This window comes from Nocardioides panaciterrulae, from assembly GCF_013409645.1.
In the GTDB taxonomy this organism is placed as follows: Bacteria; Actinomycetota; Actinomycetes; order Propionibacteriales; family Nocardioidaceae; genus Nocardioides; species Nocardioides panaciterrulae.
This window is the reverse complement of record NZ_JACCBG010000001.1, coordinates 1541854-1567446: the sequence shown is the minus strand read 5'-3', so window position 1 is coordinate 1567446 and position 25593 is coordinate 1541854. Positions and strand designations below refer to the sequence as shown.

Annotated in this window: 29 protein-coding genes; 12 read left to right on the top strand and 17 right to left on the bottom strand. The window is 73.3% G+C overall.

Annotated elements, in window-relative coordinates:
• Positions 1–44: 44 nt before the first annotated feature.
• The gene (locus tag BJZ21_RS07375; RefSeq protein WP_179663152.1) at positions 45–365 is read right to left on the bottom strand and encodes an antibiotic biosynthesis monooxygenase; all 321 of its coding nucleotides are present in this window, start codon (positions 363–365) and stop codon (positions 45–47) included.
• 62 nt (positions 366–427) lie between these two features.
• On the opposite strand from BJZ21_RS07375, the gene BJZ21_RS07370 reads away from it, so the two are divergent.
• Genes BJZ21_RS07370 through BJZ21_RS07355 form a run of 4 tightly spaced genes read left to right on the top strand, consistent with a single transcriptional unit; the run spans position 428 to position 3500 of the window.
• The gene (locus tag BJZ21_RS07370; protein WP_179663151.1) at positions 428–1306 is read left to right on the top strand and encodes a metal ABC transporter substrate-binding protein; all 879 of its coding nucleotides are present in this window, start codon (positions 428–430) and stop codon (positions 1304–1306) included.
• A complete protein-coding gene (locus BJZ21_RS07365) occupies positions 1299–2108 on the top strand; it encodes an ATP-binding cassette domain-containing protein (RefSeq protein ID WP_179663150.1) in 810 nt (269 codons plus the stop codon). Before BJZ21_RS07370 ends, BJZ21_RS07365 begins: the two co-directional genes overlap by 8 nt.
• A complete protein-coding gene (locus BJZ21_RS07360) occupies positions 2105–3109 on the top strand; it encodes a metal ABC transporter permease (protein WP_179663149.1) in 1005 nt (334 codons plus the stop codon). The genes BJZ21_RS07365 and BJZ21_RS07360 overlap by 4 nt, the downstream gene beginning before the upstream one ends.
• Positions 3096–3500 (top strand): Fur family transcriptional regulator, encoded by a 405-nt coding sequence (locus BJZ21_RS07355; RefSeq protein ID WP_179663148.1) that lies wholly within the window; start codon positions 3096–3098, stop codon positions 3498–3500. Before BJZ21_RS07360 ends, BJZ21_RS07355 begins: the two co-directional genes overlap by 14 nt.
• A 46-nt stretch (positions 3501–3546) precedes the next feature.
• Here the strand turns inward: BJZ21_RS07355 and BJZ21_RS07350 are convergent, their stop codons facing one another.
• The 4 genes from BJZ21_RS07350 to BJZ21_RS07335 all read right to left on the bottom strand — a co-directional run bounded on the left by BJZ21_RS07350 (position 3547) and on the right by BJZ21_RS07335 (position 7002).
• Positions 3547–4314 carry an isoprenyl transferase gene (locus BJZ21_RS07350; protein ID WP_179663147.1) on the bottom strand — a complete coding sequence of 256 codons (768 nt, stop codon included), beginning with the start codon at positions 4312–4314 and terminating at the stop codon, positions 3547–3549.
• A gap of 28 nt (positions 4315–4342) precedes the next feature.
• The gene (locus BJZ21_RS07345; protein ID WP_179663146.1) at positions 4343–5272 is read right to left on the bottom strand and encodes a universal stress protein; all 930 of its coding nucleotides are present in this window, start codon (positions 5270–5272) and stop codon (positions 4343–4345) included.
• A gap of 97 nt (positions 5273–5369) precedes the next feature.
• The gene (gene recO, locus BJZ21_RS07340; RefSeq protein ID WP_179663145.1) at positions 5370–6107 is read right to left on the bottom strand and encodes a DNA repair protein RecO; all 738 of its coding nucleotides are present in this window, start codon (positions 6105–6107) and stop codon (positions 5370–5372) included.
• A 37-nt stretch (positions 6108–6144) separates the two neighbouring features.
• Positions 6145–7002, bottom strand: a complete 858-nt coding sequence (locus BJZ21_RS07335) for an alpha/beta fold hydrolase (protein WP_179663144.1) — start codon at positions 7000–7002, stop codon at positions 6145–6147.
• A gap of 52 nt (positions 7003–7054) precedes the next feature.
• Between BJZ21_RS07335 and BJZ21_RS07330 the strand changes: the two genes are divergently transcribed.
• The gene (locus tag BJZ21_RS07330) at positions 7055–7813 is read left to right on the top strand and encodes a GNAT family N-acetyltransferase (RefSeq protein ID WP_218851367.1); all 759 of its coding nucleotides are present in this window, start codon (positions 7055–7057) and stop codon (positions 7811–7813) included.
• A 183-nt stretch (positions 7814–7996) separates the two neighbouring features.
• Positions 7997–8515 carry a hypothetical protein gene (locus BJZ21_RS07325; protein ID WP_179663142.1) on the top strand — a complete coding sequence of 173 codons (519 nt, stop codon included), beginning with the start codon at positions 7997–7999 and terminating at the stop codon, positions 8513–8515.
• Positions 8516–8592: 77 nt separating this feature from the next.
• Here the strand turns inward: BJZ21_RS07325 and leuA are convergent, their stop codons facing one another.
• Together leuA and BJZ21_RS07315 are read right to left on the bottom strand one after the other, a co-directional pair.
• A complete protein-coding gene (leuA, locus tag BJZ21_RS07320) occupies positions 8593–10323 on the bottom strand; it encodes a 2-isopropylmalate synthase (protein ID WP_246298465.1) in 1731 nt (576 codons plus the stop codon).
• Positions 10324–10483: 160 nt separating this feature from the next.
• Entirely contained in the window at positions 10484–10963 is a 480-nt protein-coding gene (locus tag BJZ21_RS07315; RefSeq protein ID WP_179663141.1) for an ion channel, read from the bottom strand.
• Positions 10964–11036: 73 nt separating this feature from the next.
• On the opposite strand from BJZ21_RS07315, the gene BJZ21_RS21365 reads away from it, so the two are divergent.
• Both BJZ21_RS21365 and malQ read left to right on the top strand, forming a co-directional pair.
• Positions 11037–11618: a sugar O-acetyltransferase gene (locus BJZ21_RS21365; RefSeq protein WP_281380832.1), complete on the top strand. Its 582-nt coding sequence runs from the start codon at positions 11037–11039 to the stop codon at positions 11616–11618.
• A 74-nt stretch (positions 11619–11692) separates the two neighbouring features.
• A complete protein-coding gene (gene malQ, locus BJZ21_RS07305; RefSeq protein WP_179663140.1) occupies positions 11693–13591 on the top strand; it encodes a 4-alpha-glucanotransferase in 1899 nt (632 codons plus the stop codon).
• Here the strand turns inward: malQ and BJZ21_RS07300 are convergent.
• Positions 13575–13973: a hypothetical protein gene (locus BJZ21_RS07300; protein ID WP_179663139.1), complete on the bottom strand. Its 399-nt coding sequence runs from the start codon at positions 13971–13973 to the stop codon at positions 13575–13577. The genes malQ and BJZ21_RS07300 overlap by 17 nt on opposite strands.
• 45 nt (positions 13974–14018) lie before the next feature.
• Here BJZ21_RS07300 and BJZ21_RS07295 point away from each other — a divergent pair, with 45 nt between their 5' ends.
• The 3 genes from BJZ21_RS07295 to BJZ21_RS07285 all read left to right on the top strand — a co-directional run bounded on the left by BJZ21_RS07295 (position 14019) and on the right by BJZ21_RS07285 (position 16267).
• Positions 14019–14504: a flavodoxin family protein gene (locus BJZ21_RS07295; RefSeq protein WP_179663138.1), complete on the top strand. Its 486-nt coding sequence runs from the start codon at positions 14019–14021 to the stop codon at positions 14502–14504.
• A 63-nt stretch (positions 14505–14567) separates the two neighbouring features.
• Positions 14568–15383, top strand: coding sequence for a septum formation family protein (locus BJZ21_RS07290; RefSeq protein ID WP_343052010.1), 816 nt, complete (start codon positions 14568–14570; stop codon positions 15381–15383).
• Positions 15314–16267, top strand: a complete 954-nt coding sequence (locus tag BJZ21_RS07285) for a septum formation family protein (RefSeq protein WP_343052009.1) — start codon at positions 15314–15316, stop codon at positions 16265–16267. The genes BJZ21_RS07290 and BJZ21_RS07285 overlap by 70 nt, the downstream gene beginning before the upstream one ends.
• A 201-nt stretch (positions 16268–16468) precedes the next feature.
• Here BJZ21_RS07285 and era read toward each other — a convergent pair whose 3' ends face one another.
• The 9 genes from era to BJZ21_RS07240 form a co-directional block, all read right to left on the bottom strand.
• Positions 16469–17353, bottom strand: a complete 885-nt coding sequence (gene era / locus BJZ21_RS07280) for a GTPase Era (protein WP_425490534.1) — start codon at positions 17351–17353, stop codon at positions 16469–16471.
• Positions 17354–17451: 98 nt separating this feature from the next.
• Complete coding sequence (locus BJZ21_RS07275) at positions 17452–18261, bottom strand: SIP domain-containing protein (protein WP_179663135.1); 810 nt, start codon at positions 18259–18261, stop codon at positions 17452–17454.
• 123 nt (positions 18262–18384) lie between these two features.
• Positions 18385–19668, bottom strand: coding sequence for a class I SAM-dependent methyltransferase (locus BJZ21_RS07270; protein ID WP_179663134.1), 1284 nt, complete (start codon positions 19666–19668; stop codon positions 18385–18387).
• The gene (locus tag BJZ21_RS07265; RefSeq protein ID WP_179663133.1) at positions 19665–21056 is read right to left on the bottom strand and encodes an FAD-binding protein; all 1392 of its coding nucleotides are present in this window, start codon (positions 21054–21056) and stop codon (positions 19665–19667) included. Before BJZ21_RS07265 ends, BJZ21_RS07270 begins: the two co-directional genes overlap by 4 nt.
• A 69-nt stretch (positions 21057–21125) precedes the next feature.
• On the bottom strand, positions 21126–21476 hold the full coding sequence (locus BJZ21_RS07260; RefSeq protein ID WP_179663132.1) for a cytidine deaminase: 351 nt from the start codon (positions 21474–21476) through the stop codon (positions 21126–21128).
• Positions 21460–22785 carry a CNNM domain-containing protein gene (locus BJZ21_RS07255; RefSeq protein ID WP_179663131.1) on the bottom strand — a complete coding sequence of 442 codons (1326 nt, stop codon included), beginning with the start codon at positions 22783–22785 and terminating at the stop codon, positions 21460–21462. Before BJZ21_RS07255 ends, BJZ21_RS07260 begins: the two co-directional genes overlap by 17 nt.
• Positions 22772–23245 (bottom strand): rRNA maturation RNase YbeY, encoded by a 474-nt coding sequence (gene ybeY, locus BJZ21_RS07250; RefSeq protein WP_179663130.1) that lies wholly within the window; start codon positions 23243–23245, stop codon positions 22772–22774. The genes BJZ21_RS07255 and ybeY overlap by 14 nt, the downstream gene beginning before the upstream one ends.
• Positions 23242–24303: a PhoH family protein gene (locus tag BJZ21_RS07245; protein ID WP_179663129.1), complete on the bottom strand. Its 1062-nt coding sequence runs from the start codon at positions 24301–24303 to the stop codon at positions 23242–23244. Before BJZ21_RS07245 ends, ybeY begins: the two co-directional genes overlap by 4 nt.
• 152 nt (positions 24304–24455) lie before the next feature.
• Entirely contained in the window at positions 24456–25145 is a 690-nt protein-coding gene (locus tag BJZ21_RS07240) for a hypothetical protein (RefSeq protein WP_179663128.1), read from the bottom strand.
• A 132-nt stretch (positions 25146–25277) separates the two neighbouring features.
• On the opposite strand from BJZ21_RS07240, the gene BJZ21_RS07235 reads away from it, so the two are divergent.
• A complete protein-coding gene (locus BJZ21_RS07235) occupies positions 25278–25547 on the top strand; it encodes a hypothetical protein (protein ID WP_179663127.1) in 270 nt (89 codons plus the stop codon).
• The last annotated feature ends 46 nt before the right edge of the window (positions 25548–25593 follow it).

The following is a 25593-nucleotide window of genomic DNA, read 5'->3' as shown; positions in this document are numbered from 1 at the left end:
TTCGATGGCCGGCTGGCTGCCGGTCTGGTTCGCGGGCTGAGGGATCAGCCTAACGACCTCGGCGACCCGGTATTCAGCACGGTGTCCCCGGTGACCACCTCGTAGGCGCTGGGCTCGTCCAGGGCCCGTGAGAGCACGGCCACCGCCCGCAGCTTCACGTCGTACGACGACAGCGCCCGGCGGTAGGAGCCGACGTTCTCCCAGGTGGTGGTGAGCACCCACAGGGTGGGGTCATCGACGTTGCGGCCGACCGTCCCGCCGGCGTACCCGGGGCACGCCGCGAGGGCGGCGTGGGCCTGCGCCAGGGCGGCCCGGAACTCGCCGGCATCGCACTCGGGCACACGGAACCTGCTCACCACGATCACGCCCCGACCCTACGTCCGCGCGCAGTTGACAATGATTCTCATTCTGATTGAGAATCGTTGTCATGACCAGTTGGGCTCGCCGCATCGCCGGGGCGGTGACGGGCCTGCTGGTCGCCCCGCTGCTCGGTGCCTGCGGCCATCTCGGCACGGCCTGGGAGCAGCCGACGGTGGTCGCCTCGTTCTACCCGCTGGCGTTCGTCGCCCGACAGGTCGTCGGGAACCACGAGCGGGTGGTCGACCTCACCCACCCGGGCCAGGAGCCTCACGAGATCGAGCTCACGGTCGGTCAGACCGCCGACGTCGTGGACGCCGACGTCGTCCTCTACGAGCAGGGCCTGCAGCCGGCGGTCGCCAGCGCGGTCGCGGAGAACCGGACCGGCCCGACCGTGGATGCCGCGGTGTCGGGCGGTCCGCTGCGTGCCGGCGACCCGCACTTCTGGCTGGACCCGGTGCGGCTGGCGCGGGTCACCGAGGCGTTCAGCCGCGAGATGGCGCGGGTGGACCCGGCCCACGCGGCGGACTACCGGCGCCGCGGGCATGACCTGGAGCGCCGGCTGCACCGGCTCGACGAGCAGTACCGCCGCAGACTGGCCCACTGCGCGCGCCGGACGATCGTCGTCAGCCACGACGCGTTCGGCTACCTCGGGCGTCGCTACGGCCTGCACGTCGTGGCCATCAACGGGCTGTCCCCCGACGCCGAGCCCTCCCCCGCGCACCTGCGCCAGCTGCACGACCTGATCCGCACCGACCACATCACCACCGTGTTCAGCGAGGCGCTGGCCAGCCCGGTGCTCGCGGACACGCTCGCCCACGACCTGGGCATCCGGACCGCGGTCCTCGACCCGATCGAGGGCCTCACCGACGCCACGGCCGACCAGGACTACCTCTCGCTCATGCGCCGCAACCTCGCGGCGATCCAGGAGGCGAACCACTGTGACTGAGACCGACTCCCCCGTGCTGGAGCTGCGCGACGTCGCAGTCGAGCTCGGCGGCCGGCCGGTGCTGCGCGGCATCGACCTCACCGTCGAGCCCGGCGAGGTGCTCGCCGTGATCGGCGCCAACGGCTCCGGCAAGTCCACCCTGGTGCGCACCGCGCTGGGGCTGGTCCCGACCTGCCGCGGCGAGGTCCGGCTCTTCGGCACGCCCCTGCGCGAGTTCGCCGAGTGGCACCGGGTCGGGTTCGTGCCGCAACGCTCCGCGGCCGCCGGCGGGGTGCCCGCCAGCGTCCGCGAGGTGGTCGCCTCCGGTCGGCTCTCGCGCCGCCGGCTGCTGCGTCCGACGAGCCGCGCCGACCGGGACGCGGTCGCCGAGGCGCTCGACCAGGTCGGCCTGGCCGACCGGGCCCGGGACGCCTTCGCCACCCTCTCCGGCGGCCAGCAGCAGCGGGTGCTGGTGGCTCGGGCGCTGGTCTCGGGGCCCGACCTGCTCCTCCTGGACGAGCCGACCGCGGGGGTCGACCTGCTCTCCCAGGAACAGCTCGCCGCCACCCTGCGCCGCCTGGTGGACCTGGGGACCACGCTGGTGCTGGTGCTGCACGAGCTCGGGCCGCTCGCGCCGCTCATCGGCCGCACGCTGGTGCTGGGCGGCGGCCGCACGGCGTACGACGGCCCGCCGCTGGCCAGCTTCACCGACGTCGACGCCCACGCCCACGCCCACCACCCGGACCTCGAGCCGCAGCGGATCCACACGCCCGGGATGACCTCGCCGCTGGACCCGCAGAACCGACAGGAGGACCGGGGATGACCCTGCTGCACTACGACTTCGTGGTCCGGGCGCTGCTCGGGGCGCTGTTCACGGGCCTGGCCGCCCCGGCGGTGGGCACCTACCTGGTGCAGCGCCGCCTGTCCCTCCTCGGCGACGGCATCGGCCACGTCTCGGTCACCGGCGTGGCGCTCGGCCTGCTCACCGGCACCAGCCCCACCTACACCGCCGTCGTGGTGGCCGTGCTCGGTGCGGTCGTGATCGAGCTGATCCGCGCCACCGGCCGCACCAGCGGCGATGTCGCGCTCGCGCTGCTGTTCTACGGCGGGATCGCCGGCGGCGTGCTGATCACGGGCCTGGCCGGCCAGTCCGCGGCCACCCTCAACACCTACCTATTCGGCTCCATCACCACGATCTCGGACTCCGACGTCGTGGTGACAGCGGTGCTCGCCGCGATCGTGGTCGCGGTGGCGATCGGGTTCTCGCCCCAGCTGTTCTCGGTCGCCCAGGACCCGGACTTCGCCCGGGTCAGCGGCCTGAACGTGCGCGCCTACAACCTGCTGGTCTCGGTGCTGGCCGCCGTCACCGTGACCGTCGCGATGCGGACCGTGGGGCTGCTGCTGGTCAGCGCGCTCATGGTCGTGCCGGTGGCGACCAGCCAGCAGGTGGTCCGCGGGTTCCGCGTCACGCTGTTCTCGGCGATGGCGCTGGGCACGTCGGTCTCGCTGGTCGGCGTCACGACGTCGGCCTACGTCGACGTCGCCCCGGGCGCGAGCATCGTGCTGCTCGCGCTGGCCTGCTTCGTGATCACCTACCCGGTGGGGTCCTGGCAACGTGCGCGCCGGCGACGGTCGGCGCCGTTCGACGCCGGCCCCGAGGACGGCTACGGCGTGGACACCGGGCACACCGAGGTGCCCGAGGAGCACGTCCACCGGCACGGCGAGGACTGCGGGCACGTGGCCGTCCCCCACGGCGGCCACGTCGACTACGTCCACGACGGGCACCGCCACGCAGCGCACGGAGGTCACTATGACGAGCACTGACGCCGGGGCCGGTCCGCTGCGGCCCACCCGCCAGCGGCGCGCCGTGGTCGAGGCGCTGGCCTCCTTCGCCGACTTCCGCTCGGCGCAGGAGATCCACGAGCTGCTCGGCGAGCGGGGCGAGCAGGTCGGGCTGGCCACCGTCTACCGCACCCTGCAGCGCCTCGCCGATGCCGGCGAGGTCGACATGCTGCGCTCGGAGGACGGCGAGGGGATCTACCGGCGCTGCTCGGACACCCACCACCACCACCTGGTCTGCCGGGAGTGCGGCGCGACCGTGGAGGTCGAGGGCCCGGCGGTGGAGCGGTGGACGGGGGCGATCGCCTCCGAGCACGGGTACGCCGAGGTCAGCCACACCCTGGAGATCTTCGGGACCTGTCCGGCCTGCCGCTGACCGGATCCACGCCGGACTCGATTTCCGGGCTCGACTACCGGCTCGACTACCGGGCCCCGCCGTACCTCCGGTCCCGGCTCGCGTAGGTCTCGATCGCCTGCCACAGGTGCCGGCGGTCGACGTCGGGCCACAGCACGTCGGAGAAGACCAGCTCGGCGTAGGCCGACTGCCAGAGCATGAAGTTCGACAGCCGCTGCTCCCCCGAGGTGCGCCACACCATGTCGGCGTCGGACTGCTCGGGGACGTAGAGGTGCCGGGCGACGGTGCGCTCGTCGACCTTGTCGGGGTTCAGCCGGCCGGCGGCGACCTCCCGCGCGATCGCGCGGGCGGTGTCGGCGAGCTCGGCGCGACCGCCGTAGTTGACGCACATCGTCAGCGTGAGCACGTCGTTGTCGCGGGTCAGCTCCTCGGCGACCTGCAGCTCGCGGATGACCGACTTCCACAGCCGGGGCGCCCGCCCCGCCCACCGCACCCGGACGCCGAGCTCGTGCATCTCGTCGCGCCGCCGCCGGATCACGTCGCGGTTGAAGCCCATGAGGAAGCGCACCTCGTCGGGCGAGCGCGACCAGTTCTCGGTGGAGAACGCGTAGGCCGAGATCGCCCTCACCCCGATCTCGATCGCCCCCTCCACGACGTCGAACAGCGAGTGCTCGCCCTGCTCGTGCCCGGCGGTGCGGGGCAGGCCGCGCTCCTTGGCCCAGCGCCCGTTGCCGTCCATCACCACGGCGACGTGGCGCGGCACCAGGTCGCGCGGGACGGCCGGCGGGCGGGCTCCGGACGGGTGCGGGGTCGGGGGACGTACGGCGCGCTTCACGCGGTAGAGCGTAGGCCCGCTGACCCGGTCAGGGCCGGACGCTCCCGGCCCGCTCGAGGACCAGCCCCTCCACCTCGGCCAGCACCTCCCGGGGCGGGACCACCTCGACCGGGCACGGCGCCTCGCGCAGCAGCGTCCGGGCGGTGCCACCGAGGTGCGCGGTGAACGGCAGGCCGTGGGCCCGCCGGACGAGCACGAGCAGGTCCGCGCCGGCCGCGGCGTGCAGCAGGGCGCGGGCCGGCTGCTGGTGCACCACCGAGAGCTCCACCTCCACCGCCGGGTGCTCGCGGCGGTGCCGCTCGACCAGCGGGTCGAGCTCCTCCTCGAGCTGTCGCGCCCGCTCCCCCGGGTGCGAGCGGGCCTCCACGACCTCGTCGTACGGGCCGGGGAGCTGCCAGGCCCGCAGCACGACCAGCCGGGCCCCCCGCGTCTCCGCCAGGTCGAAGGCCCGGGCCAGCAGCTCGGTGGCGTGCGCGGGCGCGCGCAGGCCGACCACCACCCGCCCGTGGTCCCCGTCCGGCTCCCAGTCCGGCGGGACAGACACCATCGGGCAGCGGGCCCGACCGGCGACGCCGACGGTCGTCGACCCGGTGAACACCGCACCCAGCCGGCCGTGCCGGTCCCGGCCGAGCACGATCAGGTGGGACTCCGCCGCGAGGTCCAGGATCGTGGCCGCCGTCGGGCCGGTGCGCCGCACCGTCGCCACCTCGCAGTCCGGCGCGGCCGCGCGGACGACCGCCACCCCCTCCTGCAGGATCCGGTGGCCGACCTGCTCGAAGTCGTCGCGGATCAGCGGCAGCATCGGTGTGGTCGGCGTGTAGTCCGGCGACACGTGCACCAGCCGGACGCCGGTCCCGACCCGTTGCGCCTCGGCGACGGCGTACCGGATCGCGCGCTCGCTCGCCGGCGAGCCATCGGTCCCGACGACGATGAACGGGGTGGTGCTCGCGGCGCCCATGGCCGATGCTCCCCACGCCGCGGACGAAGCGGGCAGGGGCGTTGTTCGGCGCGTGGAGGACCGAACGGCCCGCCGGGGGCGGCGGCGCCGGGGCGGCTCAGCGCTCGACGTAGGCGAGCGAGCGCAGCGCTCGCTCGAGGTGCCAGGCCAGGTAGGCCGACACCAGGCCGCTGGCCTCGCGCAGGTGCCGCTCCTCGGCGGCCTCCACCACCGGCCAGTCCCCCGTGAGCAGGGCACCGAGCACGCCGATGGTCTCGGTCGCCGGGCTGGCGGAGCCGGGGATCCGACAGGTGGCGCAGAGCACCCCGCCCATCGAGGGGTTGAACCACCGGTGCGACCCGCCCGCGGTCGGCAGCGTGCCGCACCGGGCGCAGTGCTCGAAGGTCGGGGCGTAGCCGGCCACCGCCAGCGACCGCAGCAGGTAGGAGTCCAGGACCTGGCCCGGGCCGCGCTCGCCGGCGACCATCACCCGGAGCCCGCCCACGAGCAGCAGGAACTGCTGGACCGCCGGCTCCTTCTCCTCCACCACGAGCCGGTCCGCGGTCTCGAGCATGACCGTGCCGGAGGTGTACCGGTCGTAGTCCTGGCCGAGCCGGTCGGAGAACGGGGTGATGGTCTCGGCCTGCGTCACCACGTCGAGGCTGCGGCCCTCGGCCAGCTGCAGGTCGACGTGGGTGAACGGCTCCAACCGCGACCCGAACCGGGAGCCGGTGCGACGCACGCCCTTGGCGACCGCACGCACCCGCCCGTGCTGACGGGTCAGCAGGGTGATGATCCGGTCGGCCTCACCCAGCTTGTGGGTGCGCAGCACGATCGCCTCGTCGCGGTAGAGCACCGCACCATTGTGCCTCGCCCCGGCGCCTGCGACCGCCTCAGCGACCCGCGCGCCGCGCCCGCCCCGGGGTCTGCCAGCAGCCCAGGGCGAAGCCGATGGCCGCGCGGTTGAGCCGGTCCGGGGTCGCCCGCCACTCCAGGATGCTCCGGGCCCGCACGAACGTGGCCCGCGGCATCTCCCCGGCCAGCATCGCCGCGTCGGCGGCCGGGTGGATCGGGTCCGCGGGGTGGCCGACCACCAGCGCGGGGGCGGTGATCCCGCGGCGCTGCTTGGAGGAGGGGGCGATCCGGCCGAAGAACAGCCCGTGGACCACGGCCGCGACCGAGTCGGCGTGCTGGTCGAGGGTGTCCAGGGCGATCCCGGCCCAGAACGGCACCAGCCCGCGCGGGACGGGCCGCGTCAGCAGCCGCAGCCCGTTGACGGTGAACGGTAGGAAGCGGGCGGCGAAGAGCAGCGGGCCGAACGCAAGGATGCCCGCCTCGAGCGCGTTGTTGAGCACCGGCATCTCGATGAGCAGGCCGCGCACCCGGTCCGGGGCGATCACCGCGACCTCGAGCGAGACGTTCGCGCCGAGCGACGTACCTCCGATCACCGCCTGCGGGGCGCCGAGGTGGTCCAGCAGCGCCACCACCTGCTCCGCGAACGCGGTCATCGAGTAGAGCAGCGGGTCGGCCGGCCGGTCGGAGCGGCCGTGGCCGAGCAGGTCGAGCGTGACCACGTGCAGGCCCTCGGCCGCGAGCGCGCGCGCCAGCGGCTGGTGCATCCGGCGGGGCATCAGCTGCCCGTGCAGCAGCACCACCCAGGCGTCGCCGGAGCCGTACTCGGTGTACTCCAGGCGGTCCCGCCCGCTGTCGCCCTCGACGAAGAACTGCCCGATGCGCTCGGAGACCAGCATGAGGCGAAATCTAGTGGCATGCCGGTCGCGCCGGCTGACATCGTCCTGCCCCGTGGACCTGGAGCTCATCGAGACCTACTACGACACCGTTCCCCGCGCGGTGGCCGTCGCCGAGGAGGTGGGCCCGTTCACGCTCTTCGTGGCCGACCCCGCGACCGGTTGGCAGTTCTACGCCCGACCCCGGCTCGGGCTCGACGTGGACGTCACCGCGGACGACGTACGACGGGTGTTGGCCAGGCAGGCCGAGCTGGGCGTGCCGCGGGCGATCGAGTGGGTCGACGAGGTGACCCCGGGCCTGCTCCCGGCGGTCCGGGCAGCGGTGGACGGTCGCCACGACCTTGCGCGCTGCCCGCTCCTGATCCTGGCGAAGGACGCCGCGCCGCCGGCGCCGGCCGCGCGGGCACGGGTGCTCACCGGAGACGACCCCGACCTCCCGCTGGTGCTCGGCGCCGTGAGCGCGGCCTTCCGCGGCCACGACGACGTCGTGCCGAAGGAACCGGGCCGCCAGACCGAGATGGTCGCCCAGGGACTGCTGGTCGTCGTCGCGGCCCTCGACGCCGCCGGTGCCGTGGTGGGCGGCGGGTCCGCCGCCCCCCGCGGGGAGGTCGCCGAGCTGATGGGGATCGCGATCGTGCCGTCCGCCCGCCGGCAGGGGCTCGGCGCCGCGGTCACGGCGACGCTGGCGGCCGAGTGCCGCCGGCGCGGCGTGCGCACGACGTTCCTCTCGGCGGCCTCCGAGGACGCCGCCGGCGTCTACCGCTCGGTCGGGTTCGAACGGGCCGCCAGCGCCTGCATCCTGGGGGTCGGCTGAGCGGCACCGGTCGCGGTCGACCTCCCCAGCCCTCGGTATTGACCCCGCCCGGGGTCGGCTGTGCACGGTGGAGGTGAAGCAACCGCCCCGTGACAGGCAGCCGGGCCACACACGGCCCCGGCTCACGCGTCTCGCGGCTGCCGTCGCGGCCCGGTGAAACCCATCCCACGTAGGAGGCGCGACATGCTCGTGCGCACCATCTTCGGATCTCTGGCCACCTCGGCCCTGATCGCCGGCGGCCTGGCGGCGCCGGCCAGCGCCCACGGGGACCACCGCCATCACCACCATCACGCCGACGAGGTCAAGGTCCTCGTCTGCGCGAAGTTCCAGGACCACCACGACCACGGCGACCACCACGGCGACGACCGCGGGACCGACCCCGGCAGCGACCACGGGGACGACCACCACGGGGACGACGCCCAGGTCGCGATCACGGTCCGGACCGACGAGGACCAGGGCAGCGCGACGCTCGGCGACGGGGAGTGCTCGCGCTTCCAGCTGGACTTCCACCGCAGCCTGCTGCGCGTCTACGCCGCCACCCAGGACGACGAGGGCCACATCCGGTTCAAGGTCTTCGGCGACGTCGTGGGCGCGTGGAGCCGCGACAACCTGCTCAAGGTCCGGTTCGATGCCGGTGAGGACCACCCGTTCGTCGGCGTCGGCGTGGGGGTCGAGGAGGACCATCACCACCACGACCACTGACCGGCCGCACCGATCCGGCCGCACCGATCCGGCCGCCCCACCCCCCGCGCGGGGGGTGGGCGGCAGCGGATCGGGGCCTAGCCGCGGTTGACCGCGCTGATCACGGCCTTGAGCGAGGCCGTGACGATGTTCGGGTCGAGCCCCACGCCCCACAGGACCCGTTCGCCGACCAGGCACTCGACGTACGCCGCGGCGATCGCGTCGCCACCGGAGGAGAGCGCGTGCTCGGCGTAGTCGAGGACGCGCACGTCGAAGCGGCTGCCACCGGCGGGGTCGGGGAGCTCGTTGATCGCGTTGACGAACGCCGCGATCGGTCCGTTGCCGGTGCCCTCGAGGGTCCGCATCTCCCCGTCGACGTAGACGTTGACGGTGAGCGCGTCCTTCTCGCCGGCCGCGGAGGAGGTGTGCACGGAGTTCAGCTTCAGCGGCGCCTCGCGGTCGAGGTACTCCGCCGAGAACACCGACCAGATCTGGTCGGCCGACATCTCGCCGCCGTCGGCGTCGGTGCGCTCCTGCACGACCCGCGAGAACTCGATCTGCGCGCGGCGCGGCAGCTCGAGCTTGTGCTCGGCCTTGAGGATGTAGGCCACGCCGCCCTTGCCGGACTGGCTGTTGACGCGGATGACCGCCTCGTAGGAGCGGCCCACGTCCTTGGGGTCGATCGGCAGGTACGGCGCCTCCCAGGGCATCCGCTCGACCGGGATCCCCTGCTCGGCGGCCCGCCGCTCGAGGTCCTCCAGGCCCTTCTTGATCGCGTCCTGGTGGGACCCGGAGAAGGCCGTGTAGACCAGGTCGCCCGCGTAGGGGTGGCGCGGGTGGACCGGCAGCTGGGTGCAGTACTCCACCGTCCGGCGGATCTCGTCGATGCCCCCGTCGATGGCGAAGTCGATCATCGGGTCGACGCCCTGGCTGAACAGGTTCATGCCGAGCGTGACCAGGCAGACGTTGCCGGTGCGCTCGCCGTGGCCGAACAGGCAGCCCTCGACCCGGTCGGCGCCGGCCATCATGGCGAGCTCCGTCGCGGCCACCGCCGTACCCCGGTCGTTGTGGGGGTGCAGCGAGATCACGGTGTGCTCGCGACGGGTCAGCTGGCGGGAGAACCACTCGATCTGGTCGGCGTAGACGTTGGGCGTGGCGACCTCGACGGTGGCCGGCAGGTTGAGGATGATCTCGCGACCGTCCTCGGGCTGCCACACGTCGGAGACCGCCTCGCAGACCTCGGCGGAGAACGGCAGCTCGGTGGAGGTGAAGATCTCCGGGCTGTACTCGTAGCCGATCACCGTGGTGTCGAGGTGGTTCTCGACGTGCTTCATCACCAGCTCGGTGCCGCGGACGGCGATGTCCTTGACCTCGTCCTTGCTGGCCCGGAAGACGACCCGGCGGAACATCGGCGCCAGCGCGTTGTAGAGGTGGATGTTGGCGCGCGGCACGCCGACCAGGGACTGCACGCTGCGCTCGATCAGGTCCTCACGGGCCTGGGTGAGCACCGAGATCGTGACGTCGTCGGGGATCCGGTCGCCCTCGATCAGCTGGCGCACGAAGGCGAAGTCGGTCTCGCTGGCCGAGGGGAACCCGACCTCGATCTCCTTGTAGCCCATGCGCACCAGGAGGTCGAACATCTTCATCTTGCGCGCCGGGCTCATCGGGTCGATGAGGGCCTGGTTGCCATCGCGCAGGTCGGTGGAGAGCCAGCGCGGCGCCTCGGTGATCGTCGCGTTCGGCCAGGTGCGGTCCGGGAGGTCGATCGGGGGGAAGGCGCGGTAGCGCTCGATCGGCATGCCGCTGGGCTTCTGGGAAGGGATGGTCATGGGGTCCTCGCCTCGGGAGTGGGGTGCCGGTCGCAGGCGAACCTCCGCAGCGAGGGGGTCCGGCTGTGGCTCAGACCTCGCTGCGGCAGCGAAGGAGGAGGCTGCGCATCATGACGGCCCCCACCATAGACCAGCGAGCCCGACCGCCGGCCCGGGCGTCTCACCGCTCGGTCGCGGTCGAGCCGTCGGGGCCGTGGGGGCCGTCGGGGCCATCGGGGCCGTGCGGGCCGTGGGGGTCGTCGGGGCCGCGCAGCCGGTCGTCCAGGGCCGCGATCCGCTCCTCGAGGGCGGCCAACCGCTCCAGCAGCTGTCGGTCCAGGGCCTGCTCGCGGGCCTCGGCCGGCGCCTCGTCCTCCCGCACGAACAGCGAGGCCAGGCCGGCGCTGAGCAGCGACAGCAGCAGGAAGCCGGCCAGCATCAGGACCGCCGAGGTGATCGCGCCGCCCAGCGTGCTGGGTGGCGCGCCCTCCACGAAGCCGACGGTGGTCATCAGCCCGAGCGCCCACCACAGCCCCTCCCAGTAGCTGTCCACGGTGTCGGACTCGAAGGCGGCCGCGGCCCCCGCGCCCACCAGCAGGGCGGTGAACGCCACGATCACGCCCGGCAGCACCAGGCTGCGTCGCAGCCGCGGCACACGCATGCCCCCACGATAGAGCGGTGCGAGCGCCGGGGGTCCTGCCACGGCGGCCGGTCCCCACTGGCACGATCGGCGCATGACGCAGCCCGACACCGACGGCCGGACCATGCGCGACCGGATGCTCGCCGGTGACCCCTACATCGCCGACGACCCGGAGCTGTTCCGGGAGAGCCGGCGCGCCCGGGTGCTCTGCCACCGGTTCAACCAGCTCGACCTCGAGCAGGCCGAGGAGGCGGACCGGCTCCTCGGCGAGCTGCTCGGCGGCTTCGGCGAGCACAGCCACGTGCGGGCGCCGTTCCACTGCGACTACGGCTACCAGACCTCCATCGGCGCGCGGACGTTCGTGAACTTCGGGCTGGTCTGCCTCGACGTGGCGCGGGTGCGGATCGGCGACGACGTGCAGATCGGCCCGAACGTGCAGCTGCTCACCCCGACCCACCCGGTCGAGGCCGGCCTGCGCCGCGAGAAGTGGGAAGCCGCCGCCCCGATCACCATCGGGGACAACGTGTGGCTCGGCGGCGGCGTGATCGTCTGCCCGGGCGTCACGATCGGCGCGAACACCGTGGTCGGCGCGGGCTCGGTCGTGGTGCGCGACCTGCCCGCGAACGTCGTCGCGGTCGGCAACCCCGCCAAGGTCATCCGGCACCTCGAGGCCTGACCCGCACCGTCCCGCACACCCGTCCCCCAGTCACCGGGGATGAACATCAGCCACCGGCCATGAACACTGGTGCCATGACCGCGACCGCACCAGACGCCTGGGGGATCCAGCAGGACTGGATCGACGCCTACGACCAGCCGCACCGCGTGCCCGACCCGACCGTGGCAGCGCTGCGCGAGGCGATCGGCGCTCCACCGGCCGACCTCGAGCAGCGCGCGCCCGTGGTGACCCGGCCCGGCCGACGGCTCGGGCTCGTCGACCACGGGGGCAGCCTCGAGGTCGAGTGCGAGGACGGCTCGCGTCGTACCCTCGGCGACCTCGTGCCCGAGGACTTCCCGCTCGGCTACCACCGGCTGCTCACCGCCGACGGCTCGAGTCGCCGGCTGATCGTCTCCCCCGGGCGGTGCTGGCTGCCGGAGGACCGGCTGTGGGGCTGGACGGTGCAGCTCTATGCGGCCCGCTCGCGCAGCAGCTGGGGCATCGGCGACCTCGGCGACCTGCGCACGCTGCGGGAGTGGACCGCCGCGGCGGGCGGCGGCTTCCTGCTGGTCAACCCGCTGCACGCGGTGGCGCCCACGCTGCCCCAGGAGGCCAGCCCCTACCTGCCCGCGACCCGGCGGTTCCGCAACCCGGTCTACCTCCGCGTCGAGGACGTGCCGGGCGCGGTGGTGAGTGGGGACCTCGCGCGGGCCCGGGAGGTCAACGGGCTCGACCCGATCGACCGCGACGCGGTGTGGGCGCTCAAGCGCGACGTGCTGTGGCGGACCTTCTGCGACACCGACGCCGGCCGCGACCCCGCGTTCTCCGCCTGGCGGGAGCAGCAGGGCCGGGCGCTGGAGGAGTTCGCCACCTGGTGCACGCTCGCCGAGCAGCACGGGCCCGACTGGCGCGACTGGCCGGCCGGGTTGCGCCGCCCGGACGGTCCGGAGGTGGCGGCGTACGCCGAGGACCGGGCCGACCGGGTGTCGTTCCACGCGTGGCTGCAGTGGCAGCTCGACGTGCAGCTGCGCCGGGCCGCCGGCGACCTGATGGTGCTGCAGGACCTGCCGATCGGGGTCTCCGGCGGCGGCGCGGACGCGTGGGCCTGGCCCGACGAGGTGGCCGGCGGCATCACGGTCGGAGCCCCGCCGGACCTGCTGAACAGCACCGGCCAGGACTGGGGCTCGCCGCCGCTGGTGCCGTGGCGGCTGCGCGCGGCCGACTACGAGCCGTTCATCCAGTCGCTGCGCGGCACCATCGCCGGCGCGGGAGGGCTGCGCATCGACCACGTGATGGGGCTGTTCCGGCTGTGGTGGATCCCCGAGGGCCACGCGGCGACCGACGGCGCCTACGTGCGCTACCCGAGCGAGGACCTGCTCGACATCGTGGCGCTGGAGTCCCACCGCGCGCAGGCGGTGGTGGTCGGCGAGGACCTCGGCACGGTCGAGCCCGGCGTGCGCGAAGCGCTCGCCGAGCGGGGCATCCTGTCCTACCGGCTGCTGTGGTTCGAGGAGGACGACCCCGCCGACTGGCCGGCCTCCGCGCTGGCGGCGGTCACCACCCACGACCTGCCGACGGTGGCCGGGCTGTGGACCGGCTCCGACGCCGAGGACCAGCTCGCCACCACCACGATGACCGAGGACGACGTCCGCGCCGGACGCGCCGACCTGCTCGCCCGGCTGCAGCGGGACGGCGAGCTCTCCGCAACGCCGGGCCCAGGCCCGGTCGCCGGGCCGGTCGCCGGGGTGGACGAGGCCGTCACCGCGGCGTACCGCCAGCTCGGGCGCGCGCCCAGCCTGCTGCTGTCGGTCGCGCTCGAGGACGCGGTGCGCGAGGAGCGACGGCCCAACGTCCCCGGGACCGTGGCGCGGGACAACTGGCGGATCCCGCTGCGGGTGCCTGTCGAGGACCTGCCGCAGCTCCCGGAGGCGGTGGCGTTGGCCCGGCTCGTCGACGGGGCGGTACGACGGGACGGGGTCAGCCCGCCAGCATGATCCCCACGAACGTGGCGGCGAGCGCGGTGAGGCCGGTGAGCGCGCCGTAGACCGCCATCTGCGTCTTCGAGCTGGCCCGCGCGTGCAGGAACGCGGTGACGCCGGAGAGCAGGACCAGCACGTACTTCAGCTGCAGCGTGTGCTGGAAGGCCGCCGAGTGGTCGTCGGCCGCGACGACGTTCCACACCCCGGTCAGGATGAGGACGGCGAAGGCCGGCCAGGCGACCCGGTTGAACGCGTTGGCCGCGGCCTTCGGCACCTCGGTGCCGGCGGCCCGCAGCGCGGGGACCAGTGCCGCGAGGGTGATCTGGCCTCCCACCCAGATGGTGGCCGCGAGCACGTGCAGGAACAGGCGGATGGTCTCGAGGTCGACGCTCTTCACGGTCGTCAGGCTCTCATCCCCGCCCGGGCAGGGCAGGATCGGGGCATGGCCACGCTGCTGATTGTCCACCACTCCCCCACGCCGGGCGTGCGCGCGCTGAGCGACGCGGTGGTCGCGGGCGCCCACGACGACGCGATCGAGGGCGTGGAGGTGGTGGTCCGGCCGGCGCTGGCGGCCACCGCTGCCGACGTGCTGGGGGCCGACGGCTACCTCCTGGGCACGCCCGCGAACTTCGGCTACATGAGCGGCGCGCTCAAGCACTTCTTCGACACGATCTTCCTCGAGGCCGGCGGTGCGCTCACCGAGGACGGCTCCGCCTCCGCGGCGGGCGGCGGCAAGCGACCCTGGGGTCTGTGGGTGCACGGTCGCTACGACACGACCGGCGCGGTGCGCTCGGTGCAGTCGATCGTCGGTGCGCTGCCGTGGCGGCAGGCCGCGGAGGTCCTGTCGGTGGTCGGCGACGTGGGTGAGGAGCACCGCGCCGCGGCGTACGAGCTCGGCGGGACGCTGGCCGCCCTGCTGGCGGACTGACCCCCGGGCCCGGGTGCCCCGGTAGAGTCGCGACGTCATCGCCCGCGCCGTCGAGGAGGAGCCGTGCCGCAGGTCCGCCGGCTCGTCGTACCGCTCGTGCTCGGTGCCCTCGCGCTGGCTCTGCTGGTCGGGTGCGACGGGTCGCGCGCCCGCGGCGACGACGGCGAGCCCGACCGGGTGGACGCGGTCGAGCCACCGACCCTCGGGGCCTGTCGCGACCTGACGCCGGCCGACGTCGCTCAGTCGAGCAACGCCACCGCCACGGTCCCCTGCTCCCGCGCGCACACCGCCCAGACCTACGTCGTGGGCGCGCTGCCCTCGTCGCTCGTCAACGCCGGCTACGACTCGCGCGCGCTCGGGGCGTGGGCGTACCGCACCTGCTCGGCCCGGCTGATGCGGTTCCTCGGCGCCGACGAGAGCCTGCTGATGCGCTCGGTCCTGAGCTGGGCGTGGTTCCGCCCCTCGCGCAGCGCGTGGGACGCCGGAGCGCGGTGGTACCGCTGTGACGTGGTCGGCGGCGGCGACCAGAGCAGGGAGTACGCCGACCTGCCGACCAGCGTTCGCGGCCAGCTGCTCGGCAAGGAGGACGACGACTGGATGGTCTGCGCCTCCGGGCGGACCGTGGCGGGCTCGGTCAAGATCCCCTGCTCGCAGCCGCACGCCTGGCGCGCGGTCACGACCATCGTGCTCGGCGAGAAGGACGACCCCTACCCGGGCGACCGCCTGGTCGAGGTCAGGACGCACGACTACTGCTCCGACTCGGTCGGCGCCTGGCTGGGCTACCCGGCCAGCTACTCCCTCGGGTTCACGTGGTTCCACCGGGCCGAGTGGGAGGCGGGCAACCGTCGTTCGGTGTGCTGGGCGGAGACCGACCGGTGAGGCGCCTGCTCCCCCTCGCCGCGGGCGTCCTCACCGGCGTCCTCGCGCTCGCGGGCTGCTCCGGCGGCGGCGGGTCGTCGGACTCTGCTCCGGGGCCCTCGTCCGCCGGCTCCGGGGCCACCGGGTCCTCGTCCGCCGGGTCCGGGGGCACCGGGTCCGTGTCGCCGGCCCCCACCCCGAGTCGGGCGACGCAGGCGCCCTCGCCCGAGGAAAGGGCGTGCTACCGGCTGTCCTACGCCCAGGCCGTCGCGCCCACCACCGCTGCGCACAGCGTCCCGTGCGGTCGCAGCCACACCTCCATGACGTTCGCGGTGGGCCGCCTCGCCGCGGTGGTCGACGGGCACCTGCTGGCCGTCGACTCCCGGCGGGTCCAGCAGCAGGTCGCCACGACCTGCCCGCGCCGGCTGACGTCGTACGTCGGGGGCACGGCCGACGACCTGCGCCTGAGCATGCTCCGGTCGGTGTGGTTCACCCCGACCGTGGCGCAGTCCGACGCGGGCCAGGACTGGTTCCGCTGCGACGTGATCGCGGTCGCGGCCGACGGCCGGCTCGCGCCCCTCGCGCCGCGGATGGCCGGGGTCCTCGGCACCTCCCAGGGGCAGGACCGGTTCGGGATGTGCGGCACCGCCGAGCCCGGCGCCGCCGACTTCGCCCGCGTGGTCTGCTCCCGTCCCCACAGCTGGCGGGCCGTGCAGGTCGTGCACCTCACGGGCGGGTCCTACCCCGGCACGGCCGCCGCGCGGGACGCCGGCCAGGGCCCGTGCCAGGACGCCGGCCGCGCCGCCGCCGCCGACACGCTCGACTTCCGGTGGGGCTACCAGTGGCCGACCCGGCAGCAGTGGGCGGACGGCCAGCACTACGGCCTGTGCTGGGTGCCCGACTGACGTTGAGTTGGCCCTCCCGCCGGTGTGAGTTGGGCCTCCCGCCGGTCCGAGTTGGGCTTTCCGCCGGTGTGAGTTGGGCCTCCCGCCGGTGCGAGTTGGGCTTCCCGCCGGTGCGGGGCCCAACTCAACGCGACACGGGGCCCAACTCAACGCGGTGCGGGGCCCAACTCAACCCGGCACGGGGCCCAACTCAACGAGTCATTAGAAGCCGAGCTTGCGGAGCTGGCGGGGGTCACGCTGCCAGTCCTTGGCGACCTTGACGTGCAGGTCGAGGTAGACGGGGGTGCCGAGCAGCGCCTCGATCTGGTGGCGGGCCGCGGTGCCGACCTTGCGCAGGCGGGTGCCCTTCGGGCCGATGACGATGCCCTTCTGGGAGTCCCGCTCGACGTAGAGGTTGGCGTGGACGTCCAGCAGCGGCCTGTCCTCGTCGCGGCCCTCACGCAGCCCCATCTCCTCGACGACGACCGCCACCGAGTGCGGCAGCTCGTCGCGCAGCCCTTCGAGGGCGGCCTCGCGGACCAGCTCCGCGACGAGGATCTCCTCTGGGGCGTCGGTGAGCTCGCCGTCCGGGTAGAGCTGGGGGCCCTCGGGGAGCTGGGCGACCAGCAGGTCGGCGAGCAGCGAGACCTGGTCACCGGCGGTGGCCGAGACCGGCACGATCTCGGCCCACTCGATGCCGGCCTCGCGACCGATCTCCTGGATGTCCAGCAGGTGCCGGCCGATCTGTTCCGGGGTGGCCAGGTCGGTCTTGGTGGCGACCGCGAACTTGATGGTGCGCCGGATCTTCGCGACCTCGCCGGTGATGAACCGGTCGCCGGGGCCGATCCGCTCGTTGGCGGGGAAGCACACCGCGACGACGTCGACCTCCGACAGGGTGGTCGTGACCAGGTCGTTGAGCCGTTCGCCGAGCAGCGTGCGCGGCCGGTGCAGGCCGGGGGTGTCGACGAGGATCAGCTGCGCGTCGGGACGGTGCACGATCCCGCGCACGACCGTGCGCGTGGTCTGCGGCTTGTCGGAGGTGATCACGATCTTGGTGCCGACCAACGCGTTGGTCAGCGTGGACTTGCCCGCGTTGGGCCGGCCCACGAACGACGCGAAGCCGCTGCGGTGCGGCTGGTCGTGGCGGCCCGTGTCCTGGGTGCTGGTGCCCTGGGAGCTGGGGTCCTGGGGGGTGGTCTGCTCGGTCACCGGTCTGCCTCCTGCTGCGCCCGGGTCCGGGCCTCGTCGTAGGTCGCCCAGATCTGCTGGTCGCTGTGGCCGGCCGCCCGGCCCGCTCGCCAGACCGGCCCCGGGTCGACCGCGCGCGGCTGCCGTTTCGCACCGCCGCGCCAGTAGCCCATCACGTCGTACGCCGGGCTCGGGAGCTCGCGCACGCGCATCAGGTGCTTGCGGATCGCGCGCATCTGGCCGGACTCGCCGGCCATCCAGAAGTAGCCACGGCCCTCGGGCCAGTCGATGCCCTCGACCACCGCGGCGAGGTCGCTGACGCCGTCGGCGGGCGGCGCCAGCCAGGTGACCTCGGCGTGCTCGGGGAGGTAGCCGGAGGCGCGGAGCTCCTCGGCGTCCGCCGCCTCGGCCCAGACCCGGAGCGGCAGGCCGGCGGGCGCGGTCTCGGCGATCCTCGCCATCGCCGGCAGCGCGGTCAGGTCCCCCACCAGGAGCAGCCACGAGGCGTCCTCGGGCAGCGCGAAGGAGCCGCGGGGGTCGGTCACGGTGACGGTCTCACCGACGCAGTCCCGCGCCGCCCACTCGGTGACCAGCCCGACCTCGTGCACCACGACGTCGAGGACCAGCTCGGCGCCCGTCCAGGAGCGCACGGTGTAGTACCGGCTCTGGAACTGGTCCGGGACCACCAGGCCGACCCACTCGTCGGGGATCCCGGTGCTGACGAACCCCGCCAGCCCCGGGCCGCCGAGCGTCAGCCGCACCAGGTGCGGGGTCAGCTGCTCACGGCGCAGGACGTCGGCGGCGTACTGCCTCCCTCGGGTGCTCACCGGCCAACCGTATCGGTCACCCGGCTCGGTCTCGATACGCCGGTCGCGAGCTCGTTCCTCGCCCGCGCGGCTACTCGACCTGGCTGCTGGGTCCTGGACCTCGCAAGCTCGGTCCAGGGCAGCTCAGAACGTGTGGCGCAGCGGGTAGCCGCTGTCGCCGTGCTCGTCGGTCTTGGTCGCCAGCACGTGGTGCAGCTGGATCTCGTTGCGCTCGAAGGCCAGCCGCGAGCCCGCCATGTAGAGCCCCCAGACCCGCGCGGTGCCCTCACCCACCTCGGCGACGCACTCGTCCCAGTTCTCCTGCAGGTTGCGGCACCAGCCGGCGAGGGTCTTGGCGTAGTGCACGCGGAAGTTCTCCTCGTGCTGGACCTCGAGGCCGGCGTTCTGCACGTCGGTGATGATCCGGCCCGAGCCGATCAGCTCCCCGTCGGGGAAGACGTAGCGGTCGATGAACGCGCCGGTGTTGCGCGGCACGTTGTCGTAGCGGGTGATGCAGTGGTTGAGCAGCCGGCCCTGCGGGCGCAGCTTGTCGTGGATGAACCCGAAGTACGCCGGGTAGTTCTTGACCCCGATGTGCTCGGTGAGGCCGATGGAGGAGATCGCGTCGAACTCGCCCTCCTCGACCAGGCGGTAGTCGAGGTAGCGGACCTCGGCGAGGTGGTCGAGGCCCTCCTCCTTGATCCGCTGCTGGGCCCAGCTGGCCTGCTCACGGGAGAGCGTGACGCCCAGCGCCTTCACGCCGTACTCCCGGGCGGCGTGCCGCACCATCCCGCCCCAGCCGCAGCCGAGGTCGAGGAGCCGCTGGCCGGCCTTCAGGTCGAGCTTGCGGGCGATCAGGTCGTACTTGTGGGCCTGGGCCTCCTCGAGGGTCGCGTCCTCGGTCGGGAAGACCGCGCAGGTGTAGGTCATCGACGGGCCGAGGACCATCTCGTAGAAGCGGTTCGACACGTCGTAGTGGTGGTGGATCACCTCGGCGTCACGGACCAGCGAGTGCCGCACGCCCTCCACGACGCGGCGCCAGCGCGGCAGGTGCTCCTGCGGCGGCGGGGCCGGCGGGCGCAGGTTGGACAGGCCGAGGCCGCGCAGCAGCGCGACGGCCTCGCCGGCGCTGGGCCGGCGGAAGCGCAGGTGGTTCTGCAGCAGCCGCAGCGCGTCGTAGGGGTCGCCGGGGTGCACGCCGTGCACCTGGAGGTCGCCGGACACGTAGGCGCGGGCCATGCCCAGGTCGCCGGGCGCGGTCAGCAGGAAGGACAGCCCCCGCTGGTTGAGCAGCTCCAGCTCGATCTCGGCGTCGGCCGGGCCGGCCGAGCTGCCGTCGTACGCCGTGAAGCGCACCGGCATGCCGTCGCGCAGCAGGGACGCCACCGCGTCGCCAATGAGGAGCGACCCCTTCTGGATCGTAGTCATCTTCTCTTCACCGCCTTGTCGTAGAGGCTCGTCAGCCTGTCGTCGGGATCGTGGCGCCGCTTGACCGCGGCCAGGTTGGCGCCGTCGTAGAGCCGGTCGAAGGTCTCCCGGTCGTAGAAGGCCTCGGAGTAGAGGGACTTGTGGCCGCCGAGCCGGTGCACCTCGGCCTCGATGGCGCGGTTGCGCGGGCCCTCGGGCGCCTCGGGGCCGACGTGGACCGTGCCCCAGAAGCCGACGTTGACGTAGCTCGCGCCCGGCTCGAGCGGGTAGGTGGGCCAGTCCCCCCGCGCGACCAGCGGGCACAGCCACACCGGCCGCATGCCGACCTCGCGGTCGAACCAGTCCAGGAACTCCGGCAGCCGTCCGACGGGCACCTCGACGTCCTGGATCACCCGCTCGCGCAGCGGCCGCCCGGCCCGGCGGTCCAGCCAGTCGGCGAGGCCGACGCGCCGGTCGAGGCCGATCAGCTTGTGATAGACGTCCGAGCGCCGCCAGCGCCGCGGCCAGAGGCGGCGTACGGCGGGGTTCTGTACGCCGAACGCCCCGGAGCACCAGAACCAGTCGGTGTCCCAGCGCCACAGGTAGTCGTACATGGTCAGCAGGTCGCTGCCGGCGCCCGCCTCGGCGCGCTGCTGGATCGAGCGGTAGAAGATCTGCTGGCCGGTGTAGTCGCTCGGCTCCACGGTGCGCCCGTCGACCACCGGCTGCTCGGACCAGGTCGCCAGGGTCAGGTAGTACTCCCCCGGCGCGAAGGCCACGCCGTCGATCCCGTCGACGCGGATGCCCTCGTGGACGCCGCTCTCCACGATGGCGGCGATCGTCTTGGCGAGCACCTCGGCGTCGTCGAAGCGGAGATGGTGCAGCGCGACGTACGACGGGACCGCCTCGAGCTCGATCCGCAGCCGGGTGGCGTAGCCCAGCGAGCCGTAGGAGTTGGGGAACGTGTCGAACAGGTCCTCGCCGGGGCGGGTCGTGACCACCTCGCCGGCGCCGGTGAACACGTCCATCTCGAGCACGGACTCGTGCGGCAGCCCGTTGCGGAAGCTGGTCGACTCGATGCCCAGCCCGGTGACCGCCCCGCCCAGCGTGATCGTCCGCAGCTGCGGGACCACCAGCGGGATCAGGCCGTGGGGCAGCGTCGCGTCGACCAGGTCCTCATAGGTGCACATGCCCTGGACCTCCGCGGTCCGGGTCTGCGGGTCGACCTCGATCACGCCGGTCAGCCCGGAGACGTCCAGGCCGGGCGCGTCGACCGCCGACCGCGGGCGGAACAGGTTCGAGGTCTTCTTCGCCAGCCGCACCGGCGCCCCCGCAGGAATCGCGGCGTACGACGCGCTCAGGCGGTCGACCGCCTCCCGATGCTGCTGCCATCCTCCCCGTTCCGACACGCCCCACAGATTACTCCCGCCCGCTGGCCGGCATTCCACCGGTCGTCGTGGTCGCTGACCGGACAGGGCTCAGGTCCGCGAGGTCGCGCGGAGCGCCCCGCGCGGGTCACCGACGTGCACGACCACCCCGCCGCCGGCGAAGTCCGCGAGGGCGGCGCGGTCGGCGTCGGGCAGCCCCTCGGCCTCGGTCAGCACGACCACGGCCTCGAGGGCGCGCGACCCGGAGGCCACCGCCATGGCGATGCACACCCCCACCGCGGAGACCTTCAGCGAGGGCAGGTCGACGGTGGCGGCGGCGTAGGTCCGGCCGTCGCCGTCCCGGACGGCGGCCCCCTCGGCGGCGCCGGTGCGGGCCCGGGTGGCGCGGGCCAGGGTGACCAGCTTCCGGTCCTCGGCGGACAGCTCACTCGCTGCGGTCACGGTGCTCCTCCTCCTCGGTGCCGTGCCCGTCGGCCGGCGCGGGCTGCACCTGGCTGATCAGCACGGTCTCGATCTTGTTGCGGCGTCCCACGACGCCCTCGGCCTCGAACCTCAGCCCGTGCGCGACGACCGACGAGCCGGGGATCGGCACCCGGCCCAGGTGCTTGGCCATCAGCCCACCGACGCTGTCCACGTCGTCCTCCTCGACCTCGAAGCCGAACAGCTCCTCGAGGTCGTCGACGGGGTACCTCGAGGAGACCCGCGCCTCGCCGGGGGCCAGCACCTCGACCGTGACCTCGTCGCTGTCGTACTCGTCGGTGATCTCCCCGACGATCTCCTCGAGGATGTCCTCGATGGTGACCAGGCCGGCGGTGCCGCCGTACTCGTCGACGACCACCGCGATGTGCTGGCGCATCGCCTGCATCTCCGAGAGCAGCGCGTCGACGGGCTTGGAGTCGGGCACGAAGTGCGCGGGACGCATCACCCCGTCGATGCGCTGAGTGAACTCGACGTCGGGCGCCTCGAAGTCGCGGCGCACGATGTCCTTGAGGTAGGCCATGCCGACCACGTCGTCGAGGTTCTCCCCGATGACCGGCACCCGGGAGAAGCCGCTGCGCAGGAACAGCGACATCGTCTGGCGCAGGTTCTTGTGCCGCTCGATGTAGACGACGTCGTTGCGCGGGACCATCACCTCCCGCGCGCTGGTGTCGCCGAGCTCGAAGACCGAGTGGATCATCCTGCGCTCGCCGGACTCGATGACCGCGGAGGCCTCGGCCAGGTCGACCAGCTCGCGCAGCTCGGTCTCGGTCGAGAACGGGCCCTCGCGGAAGCCCTTGCCCGGGGTGATCGCGTTGCCGACCATGATCAGCAGCGCCGGCAGCGGGCCGAGGATGCGGGTGACCACGGTCAGCGGCCCGGCGGTGAGCAGCGCCGTCCGCTCGGCGTGCTGCCGGCCCAGGGTGCGCGGCGCCACGCCGATCGCCACGAACGACACCAGCAGCATCACCGCGATCGCGGTGACCACGGTGGGCCACCAGGACCCGGCGTACGCGTCGTTGACCTCGAGGGTGACCAGCACGATCGCGGAGGTCTCGCAGAGCAGGCGCAGGAACAGCGCGGTGTTGAGGTAGCGCGGCGGGTCGTCGAGCAGCGCCACCAGCCGGCGCGCGCCCGGGCGGGACTCGTCGAGCAGCTCCTCGGCGCGGGCGCGGGAGAACGAGCCGAGGGCGGCGTCGGCGCCGGAGAAGGCGCCGGCGAGCAGGACGAGGGCGGCTGCTACGAGGAGCAGCCAGGCATCACCGCTGCTCACCGGAGGGCGTCGCGCCGGAGCGCCACGCGGCCAGGAGCTCGTCCTGGAGGCCGAACATCTCCTTGTGCTCCTCGGGCTCGGCGTGGTCGTAGCCGAGCAGGTGCAAGATGCCGTGCACGGTCAGCAGCTCGAGCTCCGCGCCCTTGCCGTGCCCGGCCGTGACGCCCTGCCGCTCGGCGACGTCGGGGCACAGCACCAGGTCTCCGAGCACGCCCTCCTCGGGGTCCTCGTCGACCAGGCCGGGACGCAGCTCGTCCATGGGGAACGCGAGCACGTCGGTCGGCCCCTCCTTCTCCATCCACTGCTCGTTGAGCTCGGCGATGGTGGGCTCGTCGACGGCCTTGATGCACAGCTCGGCCTGCGGGTGCACGCGCATCCGGTCCATCACGAACCGGCTCAGCGCGGCGAGCCGCTGCACGTCGAGGTCGTGGCCGGACTCGTTGAGCACCTCGATGCTCATGCCTCCCCCTCCGCGCGGGCGGGGCGGGCCGGCCGGGGCGCGGGCCGGGCGTCGAACTCGTCGTACGCCGCCACGATCCGCCCGACCAGCCGGTGGCGGACCACGTCGTTGCTGGTGAGCAGGTTGAACGAGATGTCCTCGATGTCGTCGAGGATGCCCTGGATGATCCGCAGCCCCGACTTGGTGCCCGAGGGCAGGTCGACCTGGGTGACGTCACCGGTGACCACGATCTTCGAGCCGAACCCCAGCCGGGTCAGGAACATCTTCATCTGCTCCGGCGAGGTGTTCTGGGCCTCGTCGAGGATGATGAAGGAGTCGTTGAGCGTGCGCCCGCGCATGTAGGCCAGCGGCGCCACCTCGATCGTCCCGGCCGCGAGCAGCTTCGGGATCGTCTCCGGGTCGATCATGTCGTGCAGCGCGTCGTAGAGCGGGCGCAGGTAGGGGTCGATCTTCTCCGACAGCGTGCCGGGCAGGAACCCGAGCCGCTCCCCCGCCTCGACCGCGGGCCGCGTCAGGATGATCCGGTTGACGTTCTTGGACTGCAGGGCCTGGACCGCCTTGGCCATCGCCAGGTAGGTCTTGCCGGTGCCCGCGGGCCCGATGCCGAAGGTGATCGTGTGCTTGTCGATCGAGTCGACGTAGCGCTTCTGGTTCAGCGTCTTCGGCCGGATCGAACGCCCGCGGTTGGAGAGGATGTTCAGGGAGAGCACGTCGGCGGGGCTCTCGGTCGTCTCGGCACGGAGCATGCCGAGCACCCGCTCCACCGTCTCGGCGGTCACCCCCTGGCCGGTGCGGATGATCGAGACCAGCTCGTCGAGGAGCCGTTCGGCCAGCGCGACCTCCCCCGGCTCGCCGTACAGCGTGATCCGGTTGCCACGCACGTGGACGTCGGCCTGGAACGCCTGCTCGATCAGCGCGAGGTGCTCATCGCCGGGTCCGAGAAGGCTGACCATGTTGATGCTGTTGGGAACGACGACGGTGTGCCGGGTGGGGTACTGGGCCTGGTGCCCGGTCGGCGCCGCCGCGGGGCTGCCGTCGTGTCGGTGCGTGTCAGTCATGGATGCCCGGGCTGGGCGGTCCTTCCGGTCGGGGTCCTCGAGTCCTCCATGCTACGGGAGACGACCCCCGGGCCCCAGCGGGTTGTCCCCCGGCCCCAGCCGGCCCCCCGTCGGTGAGGCGGGGGGCCGGCCGGTCGAGCGGTCGGACGGGATCAGCCGAGCGGACCGCGCTTCGCGGGGTGCAGCACGCCGCACGCCACCGGGTCGGTGGCCTCGGCGGGCAGGCTCGGGTCGAGGTCGCTCTTGCCCGCGGCGAAGTCGTACTTGCCGTTGCCGTTGTAGTCGATGCCGTGGATCACCAGCGCCGCGTCGCCGTGCCGGATCGCGCGGGCCAACGTCTTGCTGACCCGGAAGGTCCGGTCGTAGTGCACCCGGTGGTGCGGCGCGGTCGGGAACCGGTCGACCGCGAGCGCGCTCTTCGCGGAGGTGTCCCCGCGCGTGGTCAGGGAGGACTGCACCATGCCGTAGGACGGGGCGCCCTCGGAGGTGGTGAGCCGGTGGTCGTGGTCCTTGTCGTCCCGCACGGTCGGGCACATGTGGTCGGAGTCCGCGCTGTAGTGGAAGTGCATCGCGTGGGGGGCGTTCTTCAACAGGTGGAAGCCGTTGACCGAGACCTCGACCTTGCGGCCCCGCACGGTGACGGTCGCGTGGCCCTTGACGCCGGAGTTGTTCAGCGCGTCGAGCCGGGTGTGGGTCGGCGTGGCGTGCCCGACGAGGTGACGTGCGGAGGCGGTGGCGTCCGCGGCGGTGGCCGCCGTCGCCGTGGTGCCGGCCATCAGGCCGGCCGAGGCCACCAGCATGGCGCCGGCCGCGAGCTGCCGGCCCTTGTGTGAGAGATGCATGCGGATCCTTCTCCTGCTCCTCGCCCCTGCGGGCGGTCGGGATTGTTGGCGTGCAGCATGTGTTCGGAGCCGCGGCGTCACCGGATTGGCCGATCCGGGTGCCGGTCCTCGGATCTGGCCTACCGTGGGTCCATGCGGGAGGGGTACGACGACCTCGACGACCACGACGACCACGACGACGACACCGCGCCGGCGTGGGAGGCGGGCCAGCACCTGCCCCCGGACGCCCACCGGATGGGGCTCACCCACCACGTGCCGGACGGAGCTCTGCTGGACTTCGCCGGCTCGCTGGACTCCCGCAAGCCCCTGCACCGGCTCACCGCCTGGGTGATGCTCGCGGTCTTCGGCCTGCCGGTCGTGTTCTACGTGCTGCGGCTGGTGCTGGAGGTCCTGCCGGGGTGACGGACCTTCGCCCCTGACGGGCCCGCGGGCGCTCGTGGACCGTGGA